18 protein-coding genes are annotated in these 23,708 nt (G+C 54.0%); 9 read left to right on the top strand and 9 right to left on the bottom strand.

Features of this window, described 5'->3' with window-relative positions; all coding sequences use genetic code 11:
• Positions 1-6: 6 nt before the first annotated feature.
• Positions 7-2,121, bottom strand: coding sequence for a TonB-dependent receptor PqqU (gene pqqU / locus MXM41_RS02220; RefSeq protein ID WP_325929642.1), 2,115 nt, complete (start codon positions 2,119-2,121; stop codon positions 7-9).
• Between the two features lie 264 nt (positions 2,122-2,385).
• Here pqqU and MXM41_RS02215 point away from each other — a divergent pair, with 264 nt between their 5' ends.
• A complete protein-coding gene (locus MXM41_RS02215; protein ID WP_325929640.1) occupies positions 2,386-3,447 on the top strand; it encodes a YncE family protein in 1,062 nt (353 codons plus the stop codon).
• A gap of 103 nt (positions 3,448-3,550) precedes the next feature.
• On the opposite strand, the gene ansP is transcribed toward MXM41_RS02215, so the two are convergent.
• Positions 3,551-5,047 carry an L-asparagine permease gene (gene ansP / locus MXM41_RS02210; RefSeq protein ID WP_325929638.1) on the bottom strand — a complete coding sequence of 499 codons (1,497 nt, stop codon included), beginning with the start codon at positions 5,045-5,047 and terminating at the stop codon, positions 3,551-3,553.
• Positions 5,048-5,369: 322 nt separating this feature from the next.
• On the opposite strand from ansP, the gene MXM41_RS02205 reads away from it, so the two are divergent.
• Positions 5,370-6,353 carry an aldo/keto reductase gene (locus MXM41_RS02205; protein WP_325929636.1) on the top strand — a complete coding sequence of 328 codons (984 nt, stop codon included), beginning with the start codon at positions 5,370-5,372 and terminating at the stop codon, positions 6,351-6,353.
• Between the two features lies 1 nt (position 6,354).
• Here MXM41_RS02205 and MXM41_RS02200 read toward each other — a convergent pair whose 3' ends face one another.
• Positions 6,355-7,245, bottom strand: coding sequence for a LysR family transcriptional regulator (locus MXM41_RS02200; protein WP_325929635.1), 891 nt, complete (start codon positions 7,243-7,245; stop codon positions 6,355-6,357).
• 111 nt (positions 7,246-7,356) lie between these two features.
• Between MXM41_RS02200 and MXM41_RS02195 the strand changes: the two genes are divergently transcribed.
• A complete protein-coding gene (locus MXM41_RS02195; protein ID WP_325929633.1) occupies positions 7,357-7,755 on the top strand; it encodes a cupin domain-containing protein in 399 nt (132 codons plus the stop codon).
• Here MXM41_RS02195 and MXM41_RS02190 read toward each other — a convergent pair.
• Both MXM41_RS02190 and MXM41_RS02185 read right to left on the bottom strand, forming a co-directional pair.
• Positions 7,727-9,034, bottom strand: a complete 1,308-nt coding sequence (locus MXM41_RS02190) for an MFS transporter (protein ID WP_325929632.1) — start codon at positions 9,032-9,034, stop codon at positions 7,727-7,729. The two genes, MXM41_RS02195 and MXM41_RS02190, sit on opposite strands and share 29 nt — an antisense overlap.
• Positions 9,035-9,036: 2 nt before the next feature.
• Positions 9,037-10,284, bottom strand: coding sequence for an MASE1 domain-containing protein (locus MXM41_RS02185; protein ID WP_325929631.1), 1,248 nt, complete (start codon positions 10,282-10,284; stop codon positions 9,037-9,039).
• A gap of 736 nt (positions 10,285-11,020) precedes the next feature.
• Between MXM41_RS02185 and MXM41_RS02180 the strand changes: the two genes are divergently transcribed.
• The 3 genes from MXM41_RS02180 to MXM41_RS02170 all read left to right on the top strand — a co-directional run bounded on the left by MXM41_RS02180 (position 11,021) and on the right by MXM41_RS02170 (position 14,037).
• Positions 11,021-11,668 carry an NADPH-dependent F420 reductase gene (locus MXM41_RS02180; protein WP_325929630.1) on the top strand — a complete coding sequence of 216 codons (648 nt, stop codon included), beginning with the start codon at positions 11,021-11,023 and terminating at the stop codon, positions 11,666-11,668.
• A gap of 459 nt (positions 11,669-12,127) precedes the next feature.
• Positions 12,128-13,369, top strand: coding sequence for a multidrug effflux MFS transporter (locus MXM41_RS02175; RefSeq protein WP_325929628.1), 1,242 nt, complete (start codon positions 12,128-12,130; stop codon positions 13,367-13,369).
• An 89-nt stretch (positions 13,370-13,458) separates the two neighbouring features.
• A complete protein-coding gene (locus MXM41_RS02170) occupies positions 13,459-14,037 on the top strand; it encodes a helix-turn-helix domain-containing protein (protein WP_325929626.1) in 579 nt (192 codons plus the stop codon).
• Between the two features lie 198 nt (positions 14,038-14,235).
• Here the strand turns inward: MXM41_RS02170 and MXM41_RS02165 are convergent, their stop codons facing one another.
• Positions 14,236-14,664 carry a DoxX family protein gene (locus tag MXM41_RS02165; protein ID WP_325929625.1) on the bottom strand — a complete coding sequence of 143 codons (429 nt, stop codon included), beginning with the start codon at positions 14,662-14,664 and terminating at the stop codon, positions 14,236-14,238.
• A gap of 327 nt (positions 14,665-14,991) precedes the next feature.
• Between MXM41_RS02165 and MXM41_RS02160 the strand changes: the two genes are divergently transcribed.
• Positions 14,992-17,229, top strand: a complete 2,238-nt coding sequence (locus tag MXM41_RS02160; protein ID WP_325929623.1) for a TonB-dependent siderophore receptor — start codon at positions 14,992-14,994, stop codon at positions 17,227-17,229.
• Positions 17,230-17,269: 40 nt separating this feature from the next.
• Here MXM41_RS02160 and MXM41_RS02155 read toward each other — a convergent pair whose 3' ends face one another.
• Positions 17,270-17,854, bottom strand: a complete 585-nt coding sequence (locus MXM41_RS02155; protein WP_325929621.1) for a TetR/AcrR family transcriptional regulator — start codon at positions 17,852-17,854, stop codon at positions 17,270-17,272.
• A 722-nt stretch (positions 17,855-18,576) separates the two neighbouring features.
• Between MXM41_RS02155 and MXM41_RS02150 the strand changes: the two genes are divergently transcribed.
• Entirely contained in the window at positions 18,577-19,050 is a 474-nt protein-coding gene (locus MXM41_RS02150) for a hypothetical protein (RefSeq protein ID WP_325929619.1), read from the top strand.
• 43 nt (positions 19,051-19,093) lie between these two features.
• Here the strand turns inward: MXM41_RS02150 and MXM41_RS02145 are convergent, their stop codons facing one another.
• Positions 19,094-19,654: a hypothetical protein gene (locus tag MXM41_RS02145; protein ID WP_325930818.1), complete on the bottom strand. Its 561-nt coding sequence runs from the start codon at positions 19,652-19,654 to the stop codon at positions 19,094-19,096.
• 200 nt (positions 19,655-19,854) lie between these two features.
• Between MXM41_RS02145 and MXM41_RS02140 the strand changes: the two genes are divergently transcribed.
• Positions 19,855-21,765: a tyrosine-protein phosphatase gene (locus tag MXM41_RS02140; RefSeq protein WP_325929617.1), complete on the top strand. Its 1,911-nt coding sequence runs from the start codon at positions 19,855-19,857 to the stop codon at positions 21,763-21,765.
• Between the two features lie 80 nt (positions 21,766-21,845).
• Here MXM41_RS02140 and MXM41_RS02135 read toward each other — a convergent pair whose 3' ends face one another.
• Complete coding sequence (locus tag MXM41_RS02135; RefSeq protein ID WP_325929616.1) at positions 21,846-23,381, bottom strand: methyl-accepting chemotaxis protein; 1,536 nt, start codon at positions 23,379-23,381, stop codon at positions 21,846-21,848.
• Between the last annotated feature and the right edge of the window lie 327 nt (positions 23,382-23,708).

Here is a 23,708-nt window from a genome sequence, read left to right as displayed (position 1 = left end):
TCCGTATTACTCGAAGCGATACGAGACGGAGAGGCCCACCCCGTAGTTACGCCCCGGCGCCGGTTCGTAGTAGCGACCATTCGATTCGTTAACGATAACCGAGCCGACGTACTCTTTGTCGAACAGGTTATCCACGCGACCAAAGATGTCCATGCCCCAGTTGCCATAGTTGAGCTTATAGCCGGTGTTCAGGCCCACAACCGTGTAGGACGGCGCTTTGGCACTGTTTTCGTCGTCGGCCATGATGTCGCTCATGTAGCGCACGTCCGAGCCTGCATACCAGCCTTCGACGGGCTGCCAGCCAAACGAGGCATAGCCCATGTTGCGCGCAATGCCCGGCATCCGGTTACCGTTACAGTCGGCGTCGCCACAGACGTTGGTGCGGTAGGTGGCATCCAGATACGTCCACGCCATTTTCAGCTTCCAGTTTTCAGCGAATTGCTGATCCAGGGAGAGCTCCACGCCCTGGCGGCGGGTCTTACCGGCGTTTTTATAGCTGGTGCGTCCGCCCGCGCTGGCATCGACCACGATCTCATCGTCAGTATCGGTGCGGAACAGCGCCGCGGTGAACAGGCCGTTGCCGATGCGCGTTTTACTCCCCACTTCATACGTATTGTTGGTGGACGGCTTCAGGCCGAAGTTCAGGCCGCTCTGGTTGTCAGAACGGTAGGAGAGTTCGTTGATAGTTGGCGTCTCAAAACCGCGACCCGCGGCGGCATACAGGTTCCAGGCGTCGGTCACGCGGTACTTCAGCGCGCCTGCCGGGAGCCATTTGTGATAGCTGGCGTCCCCGCTGTCATCGCCGTTAGCGCCCTGTACGTAGTGGTCGTTCGAGTCGAACCACACCGAGCTGTAGCGCACGCCCGCGTCGAGGGAGAGCTTCTGCGTCAGCTGCCAGTTAGTTTGCAGGTAAGGGTCGACGTTCCACATCAGGTTGCGTTCATCGCGGCGTTTCGCCCCTTTGACGCCGTAGTCCGGCACCCCATTATTCATCACGAAGTTTTCATAGCCGCGACGATCTTCGCTCATGTTTTCGTAGTTCAGGCCGGTGGTAAAGGTCATCGGCACCAGCAGCTCCCCGCGGTGGGTCCAGCGGGTGTCGATCCCCTGATAGTGGCGCTGCATGTCGATCACGCCGCCGGAGTGGGTGGCTCTGAGCTGCGGCTGGTACGGGATCGACTGGTACTGGGTCATCTCACGTTCACCCGCGTAAGCCATCACGCTGAGGTCGTCCTGCTCGCTAAGCTGGCGCTCATAGCGCAGGCCAGCCTGGGTCTGCTTGATGGTTTTGCGGGTGTTGTACTGATCCCCGCGCGGCGACTGGCGCGGGTTGTCCCGCCACTCCTGATAGTCCAGCCCGCCGGGATCGTTGGCTTTTATATCCACGCTGTTGAAAATCAGGCTCAGCTTGCTGGCATCGTCGATGCGCACGCCCAGTTTGGCGTTGGCGAGATTTTTCCGTGCGCCGCTGTGATCGCGGTAGCCGTGGGTGGTGAAGCGGGTGGTGGAGACGGTGTAATCCACATCCCCCGGCTGGGTGCCGTCGCCCATCGCGCCGGTGGCCTTCATGCCGTAGCGCCAGGTGCCGAAGCTGCCGTAATAGCTGCTGGCCTCGACGGTGTTCGGCTGACGTCCGGTTTCGGTGGTCATGTTAAGCACGCCGCCGGAGGCGTTGCCATACAGGGCGGAAAACGGCCCGCGCAGCACCTCCACGCTCTCGATGCTGTTGAGATCGATGTTTGAGGTTTGCCCTTGGCCGTCCGGCATGGTTGCCGGGATGCCGTCCACGTAGAGGCGAATGCCGCGCACCCCAAAGGTGGAGCGGGCGCCAAAACCTCGGGTCGAGAGCTGGAGATCCTGGGCGTAGTTCTGCCGGTTCTGAATCTGTAATCCCGGCACGCTGCCAAGGGACTCAGAGAGGTTAATGCGCGGCGTCGCCTGGCGCATATCTTCGCCATTGACCACGCTGACCGCGGCGGGAGTATCTAACTCTGAGAGAGACTGCGGTGACGCGCTGACGGTCATCGTCTGTTCGTCGGCCGCCATTGCTGCGACTGGAGCAAAAACGACAGGAACCAACAGCAGGGGAAGCGTTGCCCTGCGGGCAGAAAAGATTTTCATGGATAAAGAACCGGTTAAGGGAATGACGAACCAAATGGAACATGTGCGGCTATGGTAAATCTTTTGTAAATATTTTGAAAACCAAAACCGCACATAGCGTTAACCAAAGTGTAGGTTAAATCAGCGAACAGGCTTGATGCGATCAAGAATTACTCCACATTGAGATAAATAATGATTACTATTCTCATCAATAACCAGGCGAAGCGATGACTTTGCCAGCCGGAAGCGATGTCAGCGATACCATTTACCTAAAAGGGAGTTGTTATGAATTTACGTCACCTGTGCTCGCCGCGTCTGCGTGGCTCACTGCTGTTGGGTTCTTTGCTGGTAGCCGGAACCTTTAATGTTCATGCCGCAGAAGAGATGCTGCGTAAAGCGGTTGGTAAAGGCGCGTATGAGATGGCCGTCAGCCAGCAAGAAAATGCGCTGTGGGTTGCCACCACCCAGAGCCGCAAAACGGATAAAGGTGGGGTGGTTTACCGCCTCGATCCGCTGACGCTGGAAGTGACGCAGGCGATTCATAGCGATCTGAAACCGTTTGGCGCCACCATCAACACTGCCACTCAGACGCTGTGGTTTGGCAACACCACTAACAGCGCGGTGACCGCCATTGACGCTAAAACCGGTGACGTGAAGGGCCGTCTGGTGCTCGACGACCGCAAGCGCAGCGAAACGGTTAAACCGCTGCAGCCGCGCGAGCTGGTGGCCGATGACACCACCAACAGCGTCTACATTACCGGTATCGGTAAAGAGAGCGTGATTTGGGTAGTGGATGGCGAAACGCTGAAGCTGAAAGAGACCATCACCGGCACCGGCAAGTTCAGCACCGGCCTGGCGCTGGATGCGCAGGCGAAGCGCCTGTACACCACTAACGGCGACGGCGAGCTGGTGACCATCGACACTGCCACCAACAAAATTATTGAGCGCAAGAAGCTGCAGGACGACGGGAAAGAGCATTTCTACCTGAACCTGAGCCTCGACGTGAAGGGCCAGCGCGCATTTATCACCGACTCGAAACAGCCGGAAGTGCTGGTTGTCTCCCTGAAAGACGGTAGCATCATCAGTAAAGTGGCAGCGCCTGAGTCGCTGGCGGTGCTGTTCAACCCGGCGCGCGATGAAGCCTACGTCACTCACCGTGAAGCGGGTAAGGTAAGCGTTATTGACGCGAAAACCTACAAAGTGACGAAAACCCACGACACCCCGACCTTCCCGAACAGCCTGGCGCTCTCCGCCGACGGTAAAACCCTGTACGTGACGGTGAAGCAGAAGTCCACCCGCCAGCAGGAAGCGACCCAGCCGGATGATGTGATCCGTATCGCGCTGTAAGTTCAGTGCCGTGCCGGGTGGCAACCAGCAGGCCCGTGCAAGCGTAGCGCCGCCGGGCAAAAAAAAAGGGAAGGCATCTGCCTTCCCTTTTTAATTCACGTGGTTAACGCGAGGTCTCTTCCACCAGCGGACCGTCGTGCTTGTCTGCGTCCGGGTGTTGCGGCGCGGTGCTCTGGATCGCATGCACGCGCTTACGCACGCCAAACCAGCCCGCCGTCAACAGAACTGCCAGCAGGGGAATGGTGGCGATGGTGTAAGTGCCGTTCGGGTAGTCGAACGCCATCAGCACCAGTACGCTGAACAGGAACAGTAGGGTCAGCCAGGAGGTGAACGGCGCGCCCGGCATTTTGAAGCTCACGTCAGCCGCGGTACCGGCTTTGATCGCTTTGCGCAGACGCATCTGGCACACCACGATAAAGGCCCAGGAGGCGATAATCCCCAGCGCCGCGACGTTGAGGACGATCTCAAACACCTGCGACGGCACCAGATAGTTCAGGAATACGCCAAAGACATAGACCACCAGCGTCGCCAGAATGCCCGCGTACGGCACCTGCTGCTTGCTCATTTTCGACATGAACTTCGGCGCAGAGCCGCCCATCGACATGGAGCGCAGGATACGTCCGGTGGAGTAGAGGCCGGAGTTCAGGCTGGAGAGCGCGGCGGTCAGCACCACAATGTTCATGATGCTGCCCACGTAGGGCACGCCCAGCTTCGAGAAGAAGGTCACGAACGGACTCTGGCCCGCCTGATAGGCGTTCCAGGGCAGCAGCAGCACCAGCAGCACCACGGAGCCGACATAGAACAGACCGATACGCCAGATCACGCTGTTGATCGCTTTCGGCACCATGTTCTCGGGATCTTTACATTCACCCGCCGCCGTACCGACCAGCTCAATGGAGGCAAAGGCGAAGACCACGCCCTGGATCAGCACCAGCGCGGGCAGCAGGCCGTGCGGGAAGAAGCCGCCGTTATCGGTGATAAGGTGGAAGCCGGTTGTATTGCCATCCAGCGGTTTACCGGTACCGAGGAACACGGTACCCACCACCAGGAAGATGACAATCGCCAGCACTTTCACCAGCGCAAACCAGAACTCCATCTCGGCGAACCACTTCACGCCGATCATATTCATGGTGCCGACGATCGCCAGCGCGCCCAGGGCAAAGACCCACTGCGGCACGTCGCCAAACGCGCCCCAGTAGTGCATATACAGGGCCACGGCGGTGATATCTACGATCCCGGTCATCGCCCAGTTGACAAAATACATCCAGCCCGCAACGTAGGCGGCCTTTTCACCGAGGAACTCGCGGGCGTAGGAGACGAAGCTGCCGCTGGACGGACGATGCAGGACCAGCTCGCCAAGGGCACGCAGAATAAAGAAGGAGAAGATCCCGCACACAAGATAAACCAGTGCGAGGGCGGGGCCCGCCATCTGCAGACGCGCGCCTGCACCTAAAAACAGCCCGGTACCGATGGCGCCGCCAATGGCGATCATCTGCACCTGACGGTTGCCCATCGCCTTGTGATAGCCCTCTTCGTGGGCGTTCAACCAGCGACGTTTGGCAGCGTGATGATCGGCTGCGCTTTTATTGCTTGTTTTCATTGAGTTACCTGTTTGCCTGTCTGAATCAAAACATGGTGTCCGTAACCGGCGGTCTGCAATACAAACGATTGCTCTCGCGCGGAAATATTCTGCCTTTCCAGTCATTCTGCGTATGGATAAGACAAAACATGGCGAAGCATCCTACCTGCAATTAATAAACGACGCAAAAAATAACGGAGTGAAAGTGATACGTTCTGAAGTAAATATTTCGCACCGATATTGATGAGCTTATTTCATAACCACAAGCGGTTTATTGCTGTAGTAGACATAAATAAAACTGCCTACAGTGAATGCATTCAGAGACAAACGCTTAAGGTGAAAAATGCAACAGCGACAACTGGGTAAAAATGGCTTAACGGTTTCGGCGCTCGGTCTGGGCTGCATGGGGCTGAGCTTTGGCTACGGCCCGGCCACCGACAAACAGCAGGCCATCGCGTTGATCCGTGCCGCGGTGGATAACGGCGTCACTTTCTTTGACACCGCAGAGATTTACGGGCCCTGGCTTAACGAAGAGGTGGTTGGCGAAGCGCTGGCCCCGGTGCGCGACAGGGTGGTGATTGCCACCAAGTTCGGTTTCGACTGCGATAAGCCCGGCCAGGTGCTGAACAGCCGTCCGGAGCATATTCGCGCCGCAGTAGAAGGGTCGCTAAAGCGTCTCAGAACCGACGTTATCGATCTCTACTATCAGCACCGTGTCGATCCTGACGTGCCCATCGAAGAGGTGGCGGGCACCATTGGGGATCTCATCGCCGAAGGCAAAGTCAAACACTTTGGCCTTTCGGAAGCCGGGGTGGAGACTATTCGTCGCGCCCACGCGGTCTACCCGGTGAGCGCCCTGCAAAGCGAATATTCCCTGTGGTGGCGCGAGCCAGAGCAGGCCATTCTGCCGCTGCTGGAAGAGCTGAATATCGGCTTTGTGCCGTTCAGCCCGCTGGGGAAAGGCTTCCTGACCGGGGCGATCACCGCCACGACCACGTTTGACAGCAGCGATTTTCGCAACCAGGTGCCGCGTTTTAGCGAGGCGGCGCGTCAGGCAAATCAGCAGCTGGTGGCGGTGGTGCAACGTCTGGCAACAGAGCAGGGCGTAACACCTGCGCAAATCGCCCTCGCGTGGCTGCTGGCAAAAGCGCCGTGGATTGTGCCTATCCCCGGCACGACGAAACTACACCGGCTGGAAGAGAATCTCGGCGCGGCGGAAGTGACGTTGTCACCTGACGCCATCGGCCATATCAACCAGACGCTGGCAGACATTGACGTGGTCGGCGACCGCTATCCGCAGCACCTGATGTCGCGCGTCGGGAAATAGATCAGAGTCGACGCAGCGCTTCGACCAGTAAGGCAAAGGCGGTAGTGTGCTGGCGGCGGCTGGGGTAGTAAAGGTGGTAGCCGTCAAACGCCGGACAGTAGGCTTCCAGGACTCGCACCAGCCGGCCCTGGCTGATGGCTTCCTGCACCGTGTCTTCGGGCACGTAGGCCAGCCCCAGGCCTGCCTCAGCGGCGTCCAGTCGCTGGGGCAGATTATTCAGGGTGAGCTGGCCCTCCACCCGAACGCGGATCTCCCGTCCCTCCTGGGTAAACTCCCATGCATACAGACCGCCGCGCGTCGGCAGACGCATGTTGATGCAGCAGTGCTCCGCCAGCTGTTCCGGGGTCTGCGGTTCGCCGTAGCGGGCAAAATAGGCGGGAGAGCCGACCACCGCCATCCGCATATCCGGCGCGATGCGCACTGCAATCATATCCTTCGCCACCTGTTCGCCTAAGCGCACCCCGGCATCAAAACGCCCGTCAACAATATCCGTCAGACCATTATCCACGGTGACCTCCACGTGGATGTCCGGATACTTAACCATAAAGGGCTTCAGCACCGGCCACAGCACCGCGCTCATCGCGTGCTCGCCTGCGGTGATACGGATATTACCCGCCGGTTTATCGCGCATGTCGCGCAGGGCGGTCAGCTCCTGCTCGATCTCAAGCAGGTGCGGGCTCAGGCGCATAAACAGCTGTTCACCCGCCTCGGTAGGCGCCACGCTGCGGGTGGTGCGGGTAAGCAGGCGCATATCCAGCCGGGCTTCAAGGTTGCGCATAGCGTGGCTGAGGGCCGACTGGGAGACGCCGAGCTGGGCTGCGGCGCGGGTAAAACTGCGCTCCCGGGCGACCACCATAAATGACAGTAGATCGTTGAAATTGTCTTTCAGCATCGCGGCTCTCCGGATATATGAATCTGGCTCATGGTTCCTTTCTGATTATGCAGTCTAATCCTCGCCGCGCCCATGCGCTACTGTTAACGCAACAGCAAACGAGGAGTCAGCATGAAAATTATCCGCAGTGGTTCATTACCGTCAGTACGTGGTCCCGAGGCCTGGTTTACCGGTACCGTGCGTATCGACGCACCTTTTCAGGCCACCGATCCGGCGAAAGTCGGGGGCGCAACCGTCACCTTCGAGCCGGGTGCGCGCACCGCATGGCACACCCATCCGCTGGGTCAGACGCTGATCGTCACCCAGGGGCGCGGCTGGCTTCAGGAGTGGGGCAAAGAGGCCGAAGTGCTTAATCAGGGCGATATCGCCTGGATCCCGCCAGGGGTTAAACACTGGCATGGGGCCTGCGCACAAACCGCCATGACCCACATCGCTATCGCTGAAGCGGTGGACGGCAGCCCGGTGGACTGGCTGGAGAAAGTCACCGACGAGCAGTATCCGCAGGCGTAAACAGCTTCTTCTTAATCAGCGCAGCCAGCGACACCCCGTCAGGATGAACGATGGCATGCAGCGCCCGGGTGTAGTCCAGCACCAGCCCGGGCGTCCAGGCCATATTGGTGGCGCGTTTACGCAGCTGTGCGGCAATCCACAGCTCAGGGATCAACAGCAGGCGCAGAAAGCCTCCCCGGGTGCAGCGCTCTTTCAACGCGCCGTCCAGCGCCGCCTCAAGGGCATAGGCCACGCTGCTGGAGCAGTTGCGCCAGGTGAGATTATAGGTTTCGGTCTGGCGGTACTGGGCCCAGAAACCGTTAAGCGACGCCGCATTGAAAGTGGAGAAGTGGATTTTACGGTTGGACTCGCACCAGATCCCCGCCTCATAGCGATAGTTGGGTTGGTATTTTCCCGCCACGGTGTTCGCCTCCACCGCCTTGAGCAGATTAAAAAATTCGGAGGGGGACCGGTCGATCTCCGCAGCCGGATAGAGGCTAATGTAGAGTTCGGGCGGGTATTCCAGCGCCGCATGGCCGGTAGATATCACCCCGTTGGCATCCACGGCGGCAATGTAGCGGTTGATGACCGGGCGCGGCAGGGTTTGCTGCTTTGCCGATCCTTCCGGGGTCCAGACGTGCACGATCAGCTGATTGTCCGGTGCGTTCTTAGCGCCTGGCGGCAACGCCTCGCGCGGGCCGACGATCAGCGCCTGCGGGGCGAGAATGTCGAACACCGAGCGGCCATGACGGATCTGCCGCATCCGCAGGGAGAGGATCACCGACTGCACCCCGCCGGTGAGCATGACCATGCCGATAAACTGTGAGACGGTGCCGTCATGTTCCGTTGGATAGGGCAGGAACAGAAAAATGGCAAACAGGATTTGCGCCACACCCGAGAGCAGGGCGCGTCGCCAGTGAGCAAAGCGCACCACCACGGCCGAGGCGATAGTGAACAGGCCGGTAATAAAGTAAGCAATGCCAAAGACGATCGCCAGCGCCAGGGTTCCGTCATGACGTCCCGATAAAATCAAAATGGCGATCAGCAGGAACAGACCGCCCTTAAAGTAAAAAATCCCGCGCTGGGTTCCTTTTGCCGCCGAGCCCAGCGCCAGTGAGATCAGGCTGTCGAGCAGCAGAAACAGGCCAAAGACGTGCAGGGGAAAATGCAGCCCACCCTGCAAACCATCGATAAAAATGGCTAGCCCCAGGCCACCCCAGAAGAGGCCCGCCACCATAAAGAACGGCGCCGCTTTGCGGACAAATGCCGCCCCGGCGAGCAAAAAGGCGATCTGCAGCATCGTTAACTCTCCTCCTGCGGCGCGGGCTGAAACAGGCTTCCCTTATCCTCAGACCAGAACGCGACAATCACCGGACGATCCCTGTCCGCCATCAGCAGCATATTTCGCTCGGTTATCGTTACGGGGGTGTGACCCGCAAGCGCCAGCGTAAACCGAAAGCGCTCCGCCACCGGCTGGCCCTGCGCCACCGCCTGCCAGCGGGCAGCCATCTGCGCCTGCTGGTGCGGTTCGGGCAGCCGGGAGAGCAGCGCCTCCCGGGTCGCGATGGAAGCTAATGCACCGGCGAAAGCCGGGTCGGCATGCGGATCCCACATCAGGCGGCCCGTTTCAGGATCCAGGGAGTAGGCCACTCCCCGGGAATGCCCCTCGCTGTCGCGGTGCGTTTTCTGAGCACGAATAAACACCAGCAGCAGGGCGGCGGCGGAAAGGTAACACTGCGCCAGTAAAACCGACTCTTCAGGCGTCAGGCGCGCAAAATAGAAGGGGCCGGTTTCACGCCAGGAGGCGTAGATCACCACGGCGCTAAAGAGGATAAACGCCAGTGACGCCAGACGATCGCCGCAAACGGCGGTGGTGGCGGTGAGCAGTATCAACGGCAGACAGGCCAGGGAGTAGATGAGGGCAATGTTGTCGTCGCGATCGGGCACGTCGCTAAAAATGAACAGGGTCGCCAGCAGGATCGCGAACACCAGGCACACCCCCGCCAGCGACTCAGGCCGCGCCGCCTTCTCACCCCGAGCCAGCAGGCCCATCAGCGGCGGCGTGACAAACAGCGTGCCGGTAACGTTGGCGCTCCAGGCAAGCCAGAACCAGGCCATTTGCAGGGTGCCGGCGAGGTAAGAGAGCCAGACCACGCCCGCCAGCGCGCTCAGGGTGCTGAAGACGACCGTGGCGATGGTCCAGTTAACGATTTTATGCAGCCGATCGTAACCCCGGGAAAAGTGACGTACCGACCAGGCAATCCCCAGATGGCTGGCCAGCGAAAACACCCCCAGCACCAGAGACACGTGAAACGTATGGTGAAAGGTTAACCCCAGTCCCAGTCGGGCGATAAACAGCACCAGCCCCAGGGCGAGCCACTGTTTTTTAGCGGTCAGCAGAAAGGCAGTGACGGCGACCCCTGAAGGCAACCAGATAAAGGCGGTCCGGATATCCGGACCGTCAAGGACCAGTGACAGCCAGCCCAGCAGATAATAGAGCGCGCCCCACGCGAGTAATGAGCACGCTAAGGTCAGATTCTCTGCTTTCATTCAGGGCTCCCGGCGGCAATCGTCGCTTTAAAAAGATATGACCTTTTCGCCGGGTTAGCCATTTTCCTGCGCGGTTATCGGCTTCGACATTTTATTGAGGGTAAATCCCGTCAGGGGACAGATGCCCAGGTTGCCTTTCTGGTGTGGGGACCCGGATTTTTACGGGGAGACGTCAAAAACGTCCTGGGTTCGTTTCAGCGATGTGGAAATGAGGCGTTCTGGTGTAAATAACCTGAGGTGACTTCAGTTGGGAGCGAGGAACGGACATAGTTTGGCCTAAATGACTCTTGTCACTTTTCAATGCTACTGACCAGCCTTATAAAGTTTTCAAGGACCGCTTTTAAAGGCTTGCTGCCGCATCCACGACGGCAAAGGTAAAGCGTTTTAATGAGCGGGGCAGGTTAGTCTAAAAAGCAGGAAATGTGGAATTTTGCATTCTGCCATTAAAATCAAAAATATAAGGAGATTAATCATCAGAGGTACAGGAAAAACATTACCCTTGATCTACCTATAAAATTATGTGGCATAGCGGGTATAATTATGCTTAACTGCACTACCTAACGGTCGGAAGGCAGGCTTTGATTGCAGAGTGAGGCTCTTAAATCATTAAAGATTTTACCTAAGCCGCCGCGTTTTCCCCGTATATCAATGTTAAGAACGCTTAATGTAAGCAGCAGATTGCTCTCATAATGCTGAAATTATTATCCCACTTGAAATGATATTATCCGGAGTAACAATGGATTTTTCAGAAAAAAAAGTAGCTATATTAGGCACCGGTGATGCAGGGCGCACGCTCGGGCAGGCTCTTCATAAAGCTGGTTACGATGTCGTTTATGGTTCAAGAAACCCTGTCGGTCTGAACGACAGTCTCAGTTCGGTTACCGATCACACCGGTGCAGTTAACCATGCAGAGATTATTATCAGCACTATTCCCGGCCAGTACACGCTGGAGGCGCTGGAGAGCATAGGGGAGGAAGCGCTGGCCGGAAAAATTTTGGTTGATGTGGGCGTCGCTTTTAATGATGATTTTACCGTTCTGATTCATCAGGACATTTCCGGTGGAGAACTTATACAGGAAAAATTCCCGGCCACAAAAGTTGTAAAAACATTCTGCACCATGACCGCAAGTATTATGGTTGAGCCAGCATCTCTGGGGGAAGAAACAACAATTTTCCTTTCCGGAAATTATGCTGATGCCAAGAAAAAAATATCTTATTTACTTTCCGACCTGGGCTGGAGCACTTCATCTCAGGTGGATCTCGGTGGCATAGAAACGGCGCGGGGGCAGGAGCATTTTGCTGTACTCTATTTCGCGCTTGCCAGTAAGTACGGCCACGGTGAGTTCAACATTAAGCTCAATGTAAAAAAAAATTCAGGTGGCTGATTATCAACCCTGGCAGAAAGAAATTTTCTCAGTTTTCCACTGACTGCTGAACCTCTGCCTCATGGTCCCGTCGACAGGGTGTCTTCGCGCTGGCGTCATCTTTCGCTATCTGGTATCAAAAGATGGTTTAACACCCGCGAAAGCACCCTGTATCCATTTCCCTTTTTCTTCAACCTGAGCCGGGCACTTTAATGCTCCACGTAATTTCATATCAGCGCGTCCTGACTGCAGATCTGTAATTATTAGCGGCTTAACGGGTAATTGATCATTAAATGCTAAAAGTGACAGGAAAAGAGGCTCAAGCTTGCCTACCTACCGTTAGGTAGGTTATAAGTTCGGCCGGAGATTCCGGTGTCTGTACAGGCGCTGGACTGGTTGTATGAACTGAAAGAGGTTGATTCTAAATGCTGTCACACTCACTCACTTTTTTGCTTTCTGTCTCCGGTTTCAGGAGGTTAAGTGAATAATTACGTCAATTCTTCGGCTGTCAATATCAGGCTGCCGTTGATCCTTTTGCTGGCCCTGCTGACGGCACTGGACGCGATGGCCATCGATATGTATCTGCCGGGTATGCCTGACATCGCCGCTGACCTGAACGTCGGGGCAGGCAGGATCCAGCAAACGCTGGCGGTATTTCTGGCAGGACTGGCGATTGGTCAGGGATGTTATGGCCCCTTCCTCGATCGGTTCGGTCGCCGCGGGCCGCTTCTGACGGGTATAGCCATATTTGTTGCGGGCTCAGTGCTGGGCGCTGTGGCAACTTCTGTGGAATGGCTTTTGCTGGCAAGATTTATTCAGGCCGTCGGGGCGTCTGCAGGCCTGGTGACGCCACGCGCGATTGTCGCCGACAAGTGCACACTGGATGAATCATCACGGATTCTGTCCCTGCTCATGCAGGTTATGATGATAGGCCCTGTGCTGGCGCCTCTTATCGGAGGGTATCTGCTTGGACACGGCGGGTGGCGGTTTATCTTCTGGGTACTGGCCGGGCTTGGTGCTCTATGTCTGATATGGGCCGCCCGAATTCTGCCAGACTCGCTGCCGATCGAGCAGCGGTCCCCCATTAAACCAGCGGCTGTAGTAAGGTCTTATTGCTTACAGCTGCGTAATTCAGCTTTTATGTCCTACACCATCTCTGGTGGTTTTGTGCTGAGCGCGCTGTTCGTTTATATAAGCAGCTCCGCTTTTATCTTTACGCAGTTTTATGGCTTTACCGCAGCCCAGTTCAGCTACATTTTCGCGGGTAATTCGATAGGTCTGATCGCGGGCGGTTTCATCAGCAATATGCTGTTGAGCAGAGGCTTAGGCACCCGTACCGTACTGCTGGCCGGGCTTCTGATCCATACCTCTGCCGCACTGGTATTATTTATTTTTGTGAAAACAGGCACACCTGATGTTCACGTCTATGCTGGATTACTGGCGCTGTCCGTTGCCGCGCTGGGCCTTATTTTTGGTAACCTGACGGCGCTGACGATGAACAACGCTGGCTCTCAGGTCGGAACGGCATCTGCCCTGATGGGCATGCTGCAGTATCTGATCTCAGCCGCGGTAGGTTATGTTGTTACGCTTTTTGCCCAGGAGCCGGGTTTAATGCCTCTGTCCATAACGATATGCGGCGCGCTGGCTCTGCTTTTCCGAAGGTTCGCCGATCGGGCGGCGCGTGAGAATGCCGGTTCCACCGTCTGCGATGAATCGGTGTAAGATAAGCTGAGAACAAGCAGTCTGTCCTGTCTGTAAATCCTGTGCAGGCGGGACAGCATTTCTAACATTGAACGATCTGAGGTGAATGATTGACTGCAAAACGACTGCAGCAAGCGGCGCTGTCGCGCTTTGCCAGACAGGGCTACGCTGCCACATCAATGAGCGAAATCGCTGCTGACGTGGGAATAAAAAAACCGTCCATTTACGCGCACTTCCGTAATAAAGATGAGCTTTTTCTGAGCCTCATACCAATGATTATTGATCAGGAGCTCGAGCATACAAAAAGTATGATAAAGGGTGGGGAGTTTATTCATGAACAGCTGTTTGGCTATCTTACAGATATACAGACACGTTATGAAAAATCCCATACCGTAGAATTCTGGCTGCGAAATCTCTTTATGCCTCCGGCTCATTTATATACCGATGTAATGGCTCCCCTGCACAGTTTCATGGATGATCTTGAAAACATCATCAAAACGGCAATTGCGAATTCCCCCCTGGTCATGAATGACCGTCAGCTTGATGCCGGCACGCTCACTATTTCCTATATGAGTATGGTCGACAGCCTGCAAAGCGAGCTTCTTTATGGTGGGGCAGATAAATATCAGCGACGACTTGAAGCACTATGGCTTTTTTTCCTCGCTGCCACGAAGCCTTCTGAAAAATGAATCTGCGCGAAGGCTAACGAAGTCGCAGTGAACGGGTCATCCTGCCGCCAGGCAGGATGATTTATACACTGCTTACAGGCAGATCAGAGCTCGACCTTACTTCGCTTTAGCGTACATATGGCAGGGTCTGACTAACCAGGGTTCCGCCAGCATCGTAAATCTCAGGGTTCACGTCTTTAATCTGATGCTATTTCTCAGTCATTCGTTCCGGAAAGGGAACCGGTATTTTCCTGCGCCAAGAAACATGACACACAGCGCGCCCAGGAAATAAAGGGCCTCACCTTCAAGAGCCCAGGCCCCTGTTTTCGTAAGAGTAAACAGTTTGGGTAACCCGACCAGCAGCGTGGCGACAAGAATATTAAAAGCGAAAATAAACGCGGCGGGACGAGTGAACCAGCCCATGATTATCATAACCGGCGCAATAATCTCGCCAATGAAAACCCCATATGCAATTAACCCTGGCAACCCTTTCGCCTCGAGCATTACGGCTATCCAGCCGACACCGTGCCCGATCTTTGCGATACCGTGAAACAATACAAGAATACCAAAGGTAAGCCGCAGGAAAAGACGACCGAAATCGGGGTGATGTGTAAGTACTGAAAATTTATCATTAAATTTAGCGAGCATATAATTTTTCTCTGGTTGCTGTTATTCCTCAAACTTTCTGGTCTGCCGCTGGATGAATGCCATCGCCACGAATGAATCTCATACAGGTCAGTCTGATAGCTGAAGGCCGTGTCTTAACATCCGCAGTTTCCGGCAGGCACAATATTTTTTCAGGATTTGTTACCACACAGAGCTCGCGGAAATGAGGGCAGCTCAACAACTACTGCCCTCTACGTTCCGGATCATCATCGCATTTTTTATTTTTTTGTACAAAAGTACAATTTTATTTACAACCATATGAGAATGAGTATCATTCAGTGCTCACGTTAAACCTTTGGTATTCAAATCATGTCCAGAAAGTCGATATCTTGTAAAAGCCTCTCCGGGAAAACGCTGGCAATTGCTCTTTACGGGCTAGCGATTCCGGTCATTGCGGCAGAAAGTCCGGTCCCTTCTGAAGCGAAGTCCGAAAACGTTAATGCGAATAAAAACGAACAAAAAAAACACGACGAAACCATGATCGTCACCGCAGAGGAGGTGCTTAAGCAGCAACCGGGAGTGTCTGTCATTACGGCGAAAGATATCAGTAAACAGCCTCCGGTTAATGACCTGTCGGATATCATCAGAAAAATGCCCGGGGTAAACCTCACAGGTAACAGTAACTCCGGTCAGCGGGGAAATAACCGTCAGATTGACATCCGTGGTATGGGACCTGAAAACACCCTCATTCTGATTGACGGGGTTCCCGTTACGTCCAGAAACGCGGTGAGATACACATGGAACGGCGAACGCGACACGCGGGGTGATTCCAACTGGGTGCCTGCCGAGCAGGTAGAACGCATCGAAGTTATACGGGGTCCTGCCGCCGCCCGTTACGGCTCAGGAGCATCAGGCGGGGTGGTGAATATCATCACCAAACGTCCGACCAATGACTGGCACGGCTCACTCAGCTATTTTCTCAATCAGCCGGAAAGCAGCCTGGAAGGTAATACCAACCGCGCTAACTTCAGTCTCAGTGGTCCGCTGGCCGGTGACGCCCTTACGATGCGTCTTTACGGGAACTGGAATAAAACCCGGCCTGACAGTCCCGATATAAATGGCTTTGATCCCGTATCCGGACTTACGCCTGCCGGGCATGAGGGGGTAAGAAATAAAGACGCAAATGTTGTATTTTCATGGAAACCCTCCCAGTCACAGATAATTGATTTCGAAGCGGGCTACAGCAGGCAGGGAAATATCTACGCAGGTGACACCCAGTTTAGCGCTGCGACAGATAAAACGACCGCCCTGGCCAGTTCCGGAGCCGAAACAAACCGGATCTACCGGCAGAACTACGGGGTCACTCATAACGGTATCTGGGACTGGGGCCAGTCGAAGCTCTCTTTCCAGTATGACGAGACACGTAACAGCAGGCTGGATGAAGGGCTGGCCGGGCGCGGGGAAGGTACGATAGCTGATGATGCCAGCTTCAGTGACAGTATTCTGAAAGATTATCGCGTTGCAGGCGAAATCAATGCCCCTCTTGATATTCTGTTCGAACAGACGGTGACGCTGGGTGCTGAATGGACACGCTCCCAGTTAAACGATCCCGCATCAACGGGTTTAGAAACAGAAAGCGGGGATATGATACCCGGCCTGACGGATGGTCCGCGTTCTTCAGAAAGCAGCGCCGAGCTCACCGGCATTTATATCGAAGATAATATCCAGCTGACGGACACAACGCAGTTTGTCCCAGGTATGCGGTTCGACTACCAAAAGGAGTTTGGTGCAAATTACAGTCCAGGCCTGAATATTTCTCAGGAGCTTGGGGAAATGTTCAAAATCAAGGCCGGTATCGCAAGGGCCTTTAAGGCGCCGAACCTTTATCAGATGAACCCCAACTATCTTCTTTACTCCCGGGGTTATGGATGTCCGCTTTCGGTCGGTGGGCAACCCTGCTATCTCAAGGGCAACGATGATCTTGAACCCGAAATCAGTGTTAACAAGGAGCTGGGGATTGAATTCAGCCATGACGGCTGGATGGCGGGCCTGACATACTTCCGTAATGACTATAAAAATAAAATTGTTTCCGGCACCGACGTGCTGGGCATTACTTCAGGCGGTAATACAGTCCTGGAGTGGGAGAATACCGGCAAAGCGGTGATCCAGGGTCTGGAAGGAAGCCTGACGGTGCCGGTTGCATCAGAACTTACGTTTACGACCAATGCCACCTATATGATCGAATCGAAGGATAAGACTACCGGTAATCCTCTTTCCATCATCCCCAAATACACCATTAACTCAATGCTGGATTGGGAGGTTTCATCTCAGCTTACGGCTAACCTGAATTACACGTATTACGGCCCGCAAAAACCGCGTACTCAGGCTACCTCTGAACTGGATATAGTCCAGGGCATTGATCAGACGCGCGTGGGTTCATACGGACTGGTTGGCCTGGGCATGCAGTATGAAATGACAAAATATCTGGATGTTAAGGCGGGGATCACAAACCTGTTTGACAAAGATATCAGACGCACGGCTGAGGGTGCATCCAGCTATAACGAGCCGGGAAGGGCTTATTATGCCGGAGTAACCGTTAAGTTCTGACGCAGTTAAAAAGCGGCCTGCAACGGCCGCTCCATCAACGTTAACCGGAAACATCAAAATGTTTGCGCTGTTCCCGGTTAATTAAAGCATTAACGCTTTCATGAATGTTCTCTTTTTCCAGTAAAATGCTGTCCGGGTCCATCACGCTTCTTATGAATACTGAGTCCATCAGTGAAGCAATCATTTGTGCGCTGACATTATCAATATGAGTGTATTTCATTAACTTATTTTCGGTAATCCTTAACCATTTTAGGCTGTACGGTCTCAGAGCCTTTCTGGATATTGCTGCGACATACATTTCATATTCATAATGCAAAAAATTTCTATCGCGTAGTGAATCGAACATAAATTCCGTCAGCATGTCTACAGTCCCGAGCTGGTGATTGTTTTCGAACCACTCATCTATCTCGCTTTCGAATATGGTCAGATACGAATCCATAGCGGCAACAAGCAACTCATCCAGGTTTTTAAAATAATGCGTGGTTAATCCCAACGATACGCCAGCCTCTTCAGCTACCGCCCTGTGATTACACAAATTAATTCCTTTATTCCTGAGAACCTCGAGCGTTGCATTTATTATCGTTTTCTTTTTATTTTCCGCCTTGGCAGTTAATTTTTTGCTCACACATATTACCTCAAATCTGCTTTTTTTAATTCTATCATTTTCTGCCCTATGATGCTATGTCGCTCTTTCCAGTCAGGATGATAATATTTATCTTACTATCAAGGGAATTGTGAAATGGATAAATGTTGATTTCAGTCCTGAGAATAAATTTATTCAATTTTTTATTACGTGAGGCCATAAAAAGGAAAGATATTCATTATAGTCAGGCGTTTTACGACGCCATGATAGGGGTACGGAAGTGTGAATATCACGATCCCTGCTATTGGCGCCGTTTTCTTGAATCCATCAAGGACTTACTGTCTGTTAAGGAAAGTACGGGAAGTTACAAGCTACCATTAAACTCCCTTATCTCTGCTCAGATAAGAGCCACTCCGCAACGTCCACTCCAGGCACTGATCGGACAGACCAACAAATAGCCAGCTCCCCTTGGGTCGAAAAGCGAACGTTCGGCATGCGTTGTCCATGGCGAACAGGAATGCCAGTTTAGGCGCTAAGCACGTTGCTGCTGGTCTTGACGGCTACAGTCCCGGATGCGTAACGCTGAAGTCTGGCCCGGCAATCAAGAGCGGTTTACATGCTTTAGCCTCCCACTTCCCTCATTTCTGCTCTCTCCGGCCGATCGTCTATACTGACTCATTGTGTTAATTAAACCGAGAGTTACTGCCATATACCCCAATAAATCTTAAGAAATAATAAAATTCTTTTTATCCGGGAGATAAAAAATGAAACTCACTCAGTTTGTTTATTCCGCCCTGATTGGCGTTGTCGCCAGCTGCCGTTCTATGACGCCGATGGCGGCCCTCGCCGCAGCACGTCTTGCCAGGCGCGAGACATCGGGTACTCTTGTGCTGCTTGATCGTCCGTTATTTAAATATGGCGCGTTAGCGATGGGGGCAGGTGAGCTGTTAGGCGATAAGATGAAGACAGCGCCAGACCGCACCGTGTTTTTGGGCTTGTCAGCACGTGTAGCCAGTGCGGGGATTGCGGGCGCCGCATTAGCACCCGCGGGCGAAGAAAAAATCGGGGCAGCGATCGCTATCTCTGCCGCTGTGCCACTTGCTTATGTCACACTTGCGGCACGCAAAAAAGCCATGGCAGAAATCGGGCAGACCAGAAGTGGCGTCATTGAAGACACGCTCATAGTCGCTCTCGGAGCAGCGGTTGTCTTCTTCGCAACGCGACCAAAACGTATTTAAACGTTCTCAATCTTCAAAGGACGATCCCGGCAGGTCATAACCATTAGCGAACCAGCAGATCCAGCCAATCCGGGTTCTCAATTTTACGGGAATAGGGCAGCATCGCACGATTAATCAGCCAAAAGAATTCTGACTCCTCCATCTTTGCTGCTTCGCTTGTACCTGGTCCCACCCATTCATCAAAGAGATGCCAGTAAAGCGATTTGAGGGTATCGACCATCGCCTCGAAAATCTTTACGTCAGGTTCAAACCAATGACACACCAGAATATACATTTTTTGTTTTGCGTCATGGATGGTCGCGCACCGGGAAAGTTCACTTATAAAGAGCCTGATCCAGACCAATGCTGCTGTTTTTAGCGATGGCAATTCTATCCGCTGTTCTGCCATGTACCGTGACAGATATAATTCAACTTCATTCCGTTCAGGTTGATTATCCAGCCCCAGTGACGCGAGAATTAAAAGCGTCTCCGAATCATTTCCCCTGGTAACTTGAGCTTCAGCCCATGCGACGATCAGGCAGTCCAGGTCATTGTGCAGAAAGTGATATTTCCTTGAAAAAACAAGCAGCCCGAGCAGATCGCTGAGTGAGTATAAACATGGCATCTGATATTCCCTTTCCTGTTTTGTTTGCATGAACCCTGGCAGGGATAATGGTTAAGTCAATCTTTAATTTAACTGAGGGGCTGAGTTTCCTCACGCTACATCCTTCACAATCAATACGATGCTGAATTTTGCAACATTAATGCAACATTTTATCAATATACTCCGCGCCTTGTTTACATTTACCTGCAAGGAGTGTTGCTTTGAAATCGTCCGTACGTCCTCTGGCTGTTCTGATTTGCCTGTTCTGCACCACCGCCCAGGCTGAAACTGTTCTCACCACGCCCCATCTTACCGGGATCGATAATTTCCGTGATGTCGCCGGAATCGATACGGCCTACACCACTACCTATAATGGTGAGATGCGTTCCGGCGTTTTCTATCGCTCCAATGCTCTGACGCCCCAGGGGGGCGATCTTGCCACGCTCAACAGCCTGGCGATTTCCACGGTGATTGATGTGCGCTCCCCGTCGGAAGTGGCCGCACAGGCCGATACGCTGCCTGATGGCAGTCGATATGTGAACATCGACCTCATCGGGGATAACGGCACGTTCGTGATTGATCTCAGTAAGATGACCGTCGGCGATGTGGACACAATGATGGAAGACGGAGAGCGTAGCTTTGTCACCAGCGATTATGCCCGTCAGGGGCTGGGCGAGGTCTTCCGTGAGCTGGCTAATGCGGATGAAGCTGCGCTCTATCACTGCACGGCAGGCAAGGATCGCACGGGGTGGATTAGCGCGGTGTTGCAATCGATCGCGGGCGTCAGTCAGGACGATATCATGGCGAACTATCTCGCCACCAACGACTACACAGCGGCACGCCTTAATGCCACCGTCGCCATGCTGCCAGCCTCGATGAAAGAGACCTACGGCGCGCTGATGGGGGTGCGGGCAAGCTGGTTGCAGGCAGGGCTGGATCAGGTCATCGCCAGCTATGGTTCAATGGATAGCTATCTCAAGGACGGGCTGGGCCTCGATCAGGCCACCATTTATGTGCTCAGAGGCAAGATGGTGCGCTATTTGACGCTGCCCGGTCAGGAAAATCTGTCTGGCAATGCGCGGGCTGGGGCCAGGGTGCTGAATGCCCTGCAGGATTCGGCCCTCTCCGGACATTACACCGCGTATAACTATTATCTTCAAAATGCCATCGATCAGAGATCGTTAGGCGGCGTGGAAAAACAGATAGGTGGCCAGGTTCATGCTGATACCGAAAGCTATCTGCTGCGCCAGCCGTCACGACAGTATGACGCCATTGCGCCACAAATTGCAGGCCGTAACCTTCAGGCGGAGCAATCTCAGGTCTGGCTGCAAGGGCTGACAAGTTACCTTGGAACAGACAGCCACGACGGCGCCAGTTCCAGTAATGAGCATACCAACGGTGCGCTTGTAGGGATCACGCACCGCTTTACTGACTCCGCCGCCGCTAACGGCGCCATCGGTTACAGCCAGGGTTCAGTTTCTGCGGCAGGGGGCGACGTAAAAACGCACACCACCTCGGCAACGCTCGGTGCTCGCTATGGTTTCCGTTCACTCAATAGCGGCCCCTGGGCGGGCATACAGGGGAGTGCGGGGTACATCGATTATGAGAGCGAGCGACATCTGGGCGGTGGCTTAGGTACGGCTCACGGGGACAGCAGTGGTCAGTACTACAGCGGACGGGCCTCAGTGGGTTGGCTCACTATGGCATCATCCCTGACGCTCGATCCCGCGCTGGGGGTACAGGTCACTCATCTTTCCATTGATGGATTTCAGGAGAAAGGCAGTGAACTGGCGCTGGATATGGCAGGCGTTAATGAAACGCAAACCAGCGCAACCGCCGATCTGGGCATAGCCCTGTTGCCGCAACAGGTGGGAAGCTGGGCGCTAACGCCAGGCATCAATGTGGGCTACGAACGTTTGCTGAATGACGATAACGTGAACAGTCACGGAACGCTTTATGGAACGGGTATCGATCAAACCTCTGCATTCGGTAGCAAAAATCTGTACAAGGCGGGGCTGCGTCTGAACGGGGAATACCGTAACGTCACGGTCGCTACGCGTGTGGATTATCTCTCAGCAGATACTCACAGCGACGGTGTTACGGGTCAATTAGACGTCGCGATAGCATTTTAATCATTCGCGCATTCTACTTTCCGGCTGCGAAGATGAAAACGCAGCCGGAAAGCAAAAATCATCTTTCGCCCCGTTAGTGTTTAGCCGCCAAAAACCGCAATCGCCTGCTGTAACCGAGTGGTGCGCTGGGTCAGCTCATTGGCCGCCTGGGTAACGTGCTCCACCATCCCGGTGTTGTTGTGGGTCATCACCCCTATACGCGAGATAGATTCATTAATCAGGCTCAGGGCCTGGGTCTGCTCCTGGGTGGCGTGCCCCATCTCCTTAATTAGCGATGACATATTCAGCACGTTGCCAATCATGGTGGTGAGCTGTGCTTCAGTCTGGGCCACCATATCCACACCGGCATTGACGCTGGCGACGTTTTTCTCAATAAGCGCTGCGATCTCTTTTGCCGCCGACGCCGAGTGCTGGGCCAGATTGCGCACCTCGGCGGCCACCACCGCAAAGCCACGGCCTGCTTCTCCGGCGCGGGCGGCTTCCACCGCGGCATTCAGCGCCAGGATATTGGTCTGGAAGGCGATGCGGTCGATCACCGCAATGATATCGACAATCTGGCCGTTATCGTTTGCAACCGACTGCATCACACCGATGGTCTGCTTCATAATGGCTTCGCCGCTGTACGCGCTGGCGCTGGTCTGGTCGGCCATCTGAATAGCCTCTTCAGCGGTCTCTGCAGTCTGCTTAACCGCACTGGCAATCTCTTCTACTGCCGCCGCCGTCTGCTGCAGATCGTCCGCCGTCTCTTCGGAGCGCGCCTGCAACGCATCGCCTTCCTTCGCCACCTGCTGGCTGATATCGCGAATGCCGCTGATTTGCGTGCCGACATCATCCACCAGTGAATTGAGATTCAACCCCGACTGGTTTACCAGTCGCATCATTAAGCCAATTTCATCGACACGATCGAAATGGGTGTAATCCGTTTTACGCCCTGAAACCACATGCTGCATCTTTTTAACAATGGTTTTAACCGGGCGGCATATTTGCGTATTCAGATACCACGCCAGTAAAATAAAAAGCAGCGCCAGGCCAGCGGTCTGAATTAATCCGCCGGGAACAAATAAAGGCAGGACTAAAGCGAACAGGGCGGTGACAGCTACAGCGTAATTTACCCTTCTGGTGGTACTGAGTCGCTTAAACAATGAGAGAAAAGAGAGGACACCCCGGCGGACGAGTACCCCTTTATAAAACCGGTGGCCTTTAAGTGCATTATTCCGCACCCGCTGATAGAGCGCTTCGCTGGCGTCAATTTCATGGCGTTCGGGTATATTTCGCACCGAAATATACCCGGTGAGCGTCTCGCGCTGATAAACCGGCGTCACGTTGGCCCGCACCCAGTAGTGATCCCCGTTGTGACGGCGATTTTTTACCAGCCCGGTCCAGCTCTCGCCCTGTTGCAGGGTAAACCACATATCACCAAACGCCTCCGGGGGCATATCCGGGTGGCGGATCACATTATGGGGCTCGCCAATAAGATGTTCTTCTTTATAACCACTGGCATCAATAAAGGCCGAGTTTGCATACGTAATATGGCTCTGTACATCGGTGGTCGACATTAAGGTCGATCCTTCGTTAAGCAAATACTCGTTTTGTGTAACGTGATTGTTACGCCTCATGAATAACTCCATGGTGATGTCTGTGTAAAGAGAAGCCGCCCGAAAAAGAGTCAGGCAAGGTAAAGTATTTATTCTTTAATATTACGGCTGGCGTATTCTCCACAAAAACTAATGAATTAGAAAGCAGCTGTATTAACTATTTTTTTTCGTGTTAATCGGCGCTTATGTAATAAAAATGAAATCAGCAGGGCTGGAATATCATTATGAGCGGGAAATAAATCGCCTTAAGGCAAATAAAAAGGAAATAATGAATGCGTGGCGAAAACCCGGCATCCGAAATAGTGTTTCATTAACATTCATAAAACATTATCATTGTTGGCCCGATTT

It is taken from the genome of Leclercia adecarboxylata (genome assembly GCF_035787115.1).
Classification (GTDB): Bacteria; Pseudomonadota; Gammaproteobacteria; order Enterobacterales; family Enterobacteriaceae; genus Enterobacter; species Enterobacter adecarboxylatus_E.
Note: the sequence above shows the minus strand (reverse complement) of the source record. Positions and strands in the feature narration are given on the sequence as shown.

What these genes read in the sequence shown, in the direction of transcription:
- pqqU (WP_325929642.1), bottom strand. Translation starts at nt 2,121, where the DNA reads ATGAAAATCTTTTCTGCCCGCAGGGCAACGCTTCCCCTGCTGTTGGTT.
- MXM41_RS02215 (WP_325929640.1), top strand. Translation starts at nt 2,386, where the DNA reads ATGAATTTACGTCACCTGTGCTCGCCGCGTCTGCGTGGCTCACTGCTG.
- ansP (WP_325929638.1), bottom strand. Translation starts at nt 5,047, where the DNA reads ATGAAAACAAGCAATAAAAGCGCAGCCGATCATCACGCTGCCAAACGT.
- MXM41_RS02205 (WP_325929636.1), top strand. Translation starts at nt 5,370, where the DNA reads ATGCAACAGCGACAACTGGGTAAAAATGGCTTAACGGTTTCGGCGCTC.
- MXM41_RS02200 (WP_325929635.1), bottom strand. Translation starts at nt 7,245, where the DNA reads ATGCTGAAAGACAATTTCAACGATCTACTGTCATTTATGGTGGTCGCC.
- MXM41_RS02195 (WP_325929633.1), top strand. Translation starts at nt 7,357, where the DNA reads ATGAAAATTATCCGCAGTGGTTCATTACCGTCAGTACGTGGTCCCGAG.
- MXM41_RS02190 (WP_325929632.1), bottom strand. Translation starts at nt 9,034, where the DNA reads ATGCTGCAGATCGCCTTTTTGCTCGCCGGGGCGGCATTTGTCCGCAAA.
- MXM41_RS02185 (WP_325929631.1), bottom strand. Translation starts at nt 10,284, where the DNA reads ATGAAAGCAGAGAATCTGACCTTAGCGTGCTCATTACTCGCGTGGGGC.
- MXM41_RS02180 (WP_325929630.1), top strand. Translation starts at nt 11,021, where the DNA reads ATGGATTTTTCAGAAAAAAAAGTAGCTATATTAGGCACCGGTGATGCA.
- MXM41_RS02165 (WP_325929625.1), bottom strand. Translation starts at nt 14,664, where the DNA reads ATGCTCGCTAAATTTAATGATAAATTTTCAGTACTTACACATCACCCC.
- MXM41_RS02160 (WP_325929623.1), top strand. Translation starts at nt 14,992, where the DNA reads ATGTCCAGAAAGTCGATATCTTGTAAAAGCCTCTCCGGGAAAACGCTG.
- MXM41_RS02150 (WP_325929619.1), top strand. Translation starts at nt 18,577, where the DNA reads ATGAAACTCACTCAGTTTGTTTATTCCGCCCTGATTGGCGTTGTCGCC.
- MXM41_RS02145 (WP_325930818.1), bottom strand. Translation starts at nt 19,654, where the DNA reads ATGCCATGTTTATACTCACTCAGCGATCTGCTCGGGCTGCTTGTTTTT.
- MXM41_RS02135 (WP_325929616.1), bottom strand. Translation starts at nt 23,381, where the DNA reads ATGAGGCGTAACAATCACGTTACACAAAACGAGTATTTGCTTAACGAA.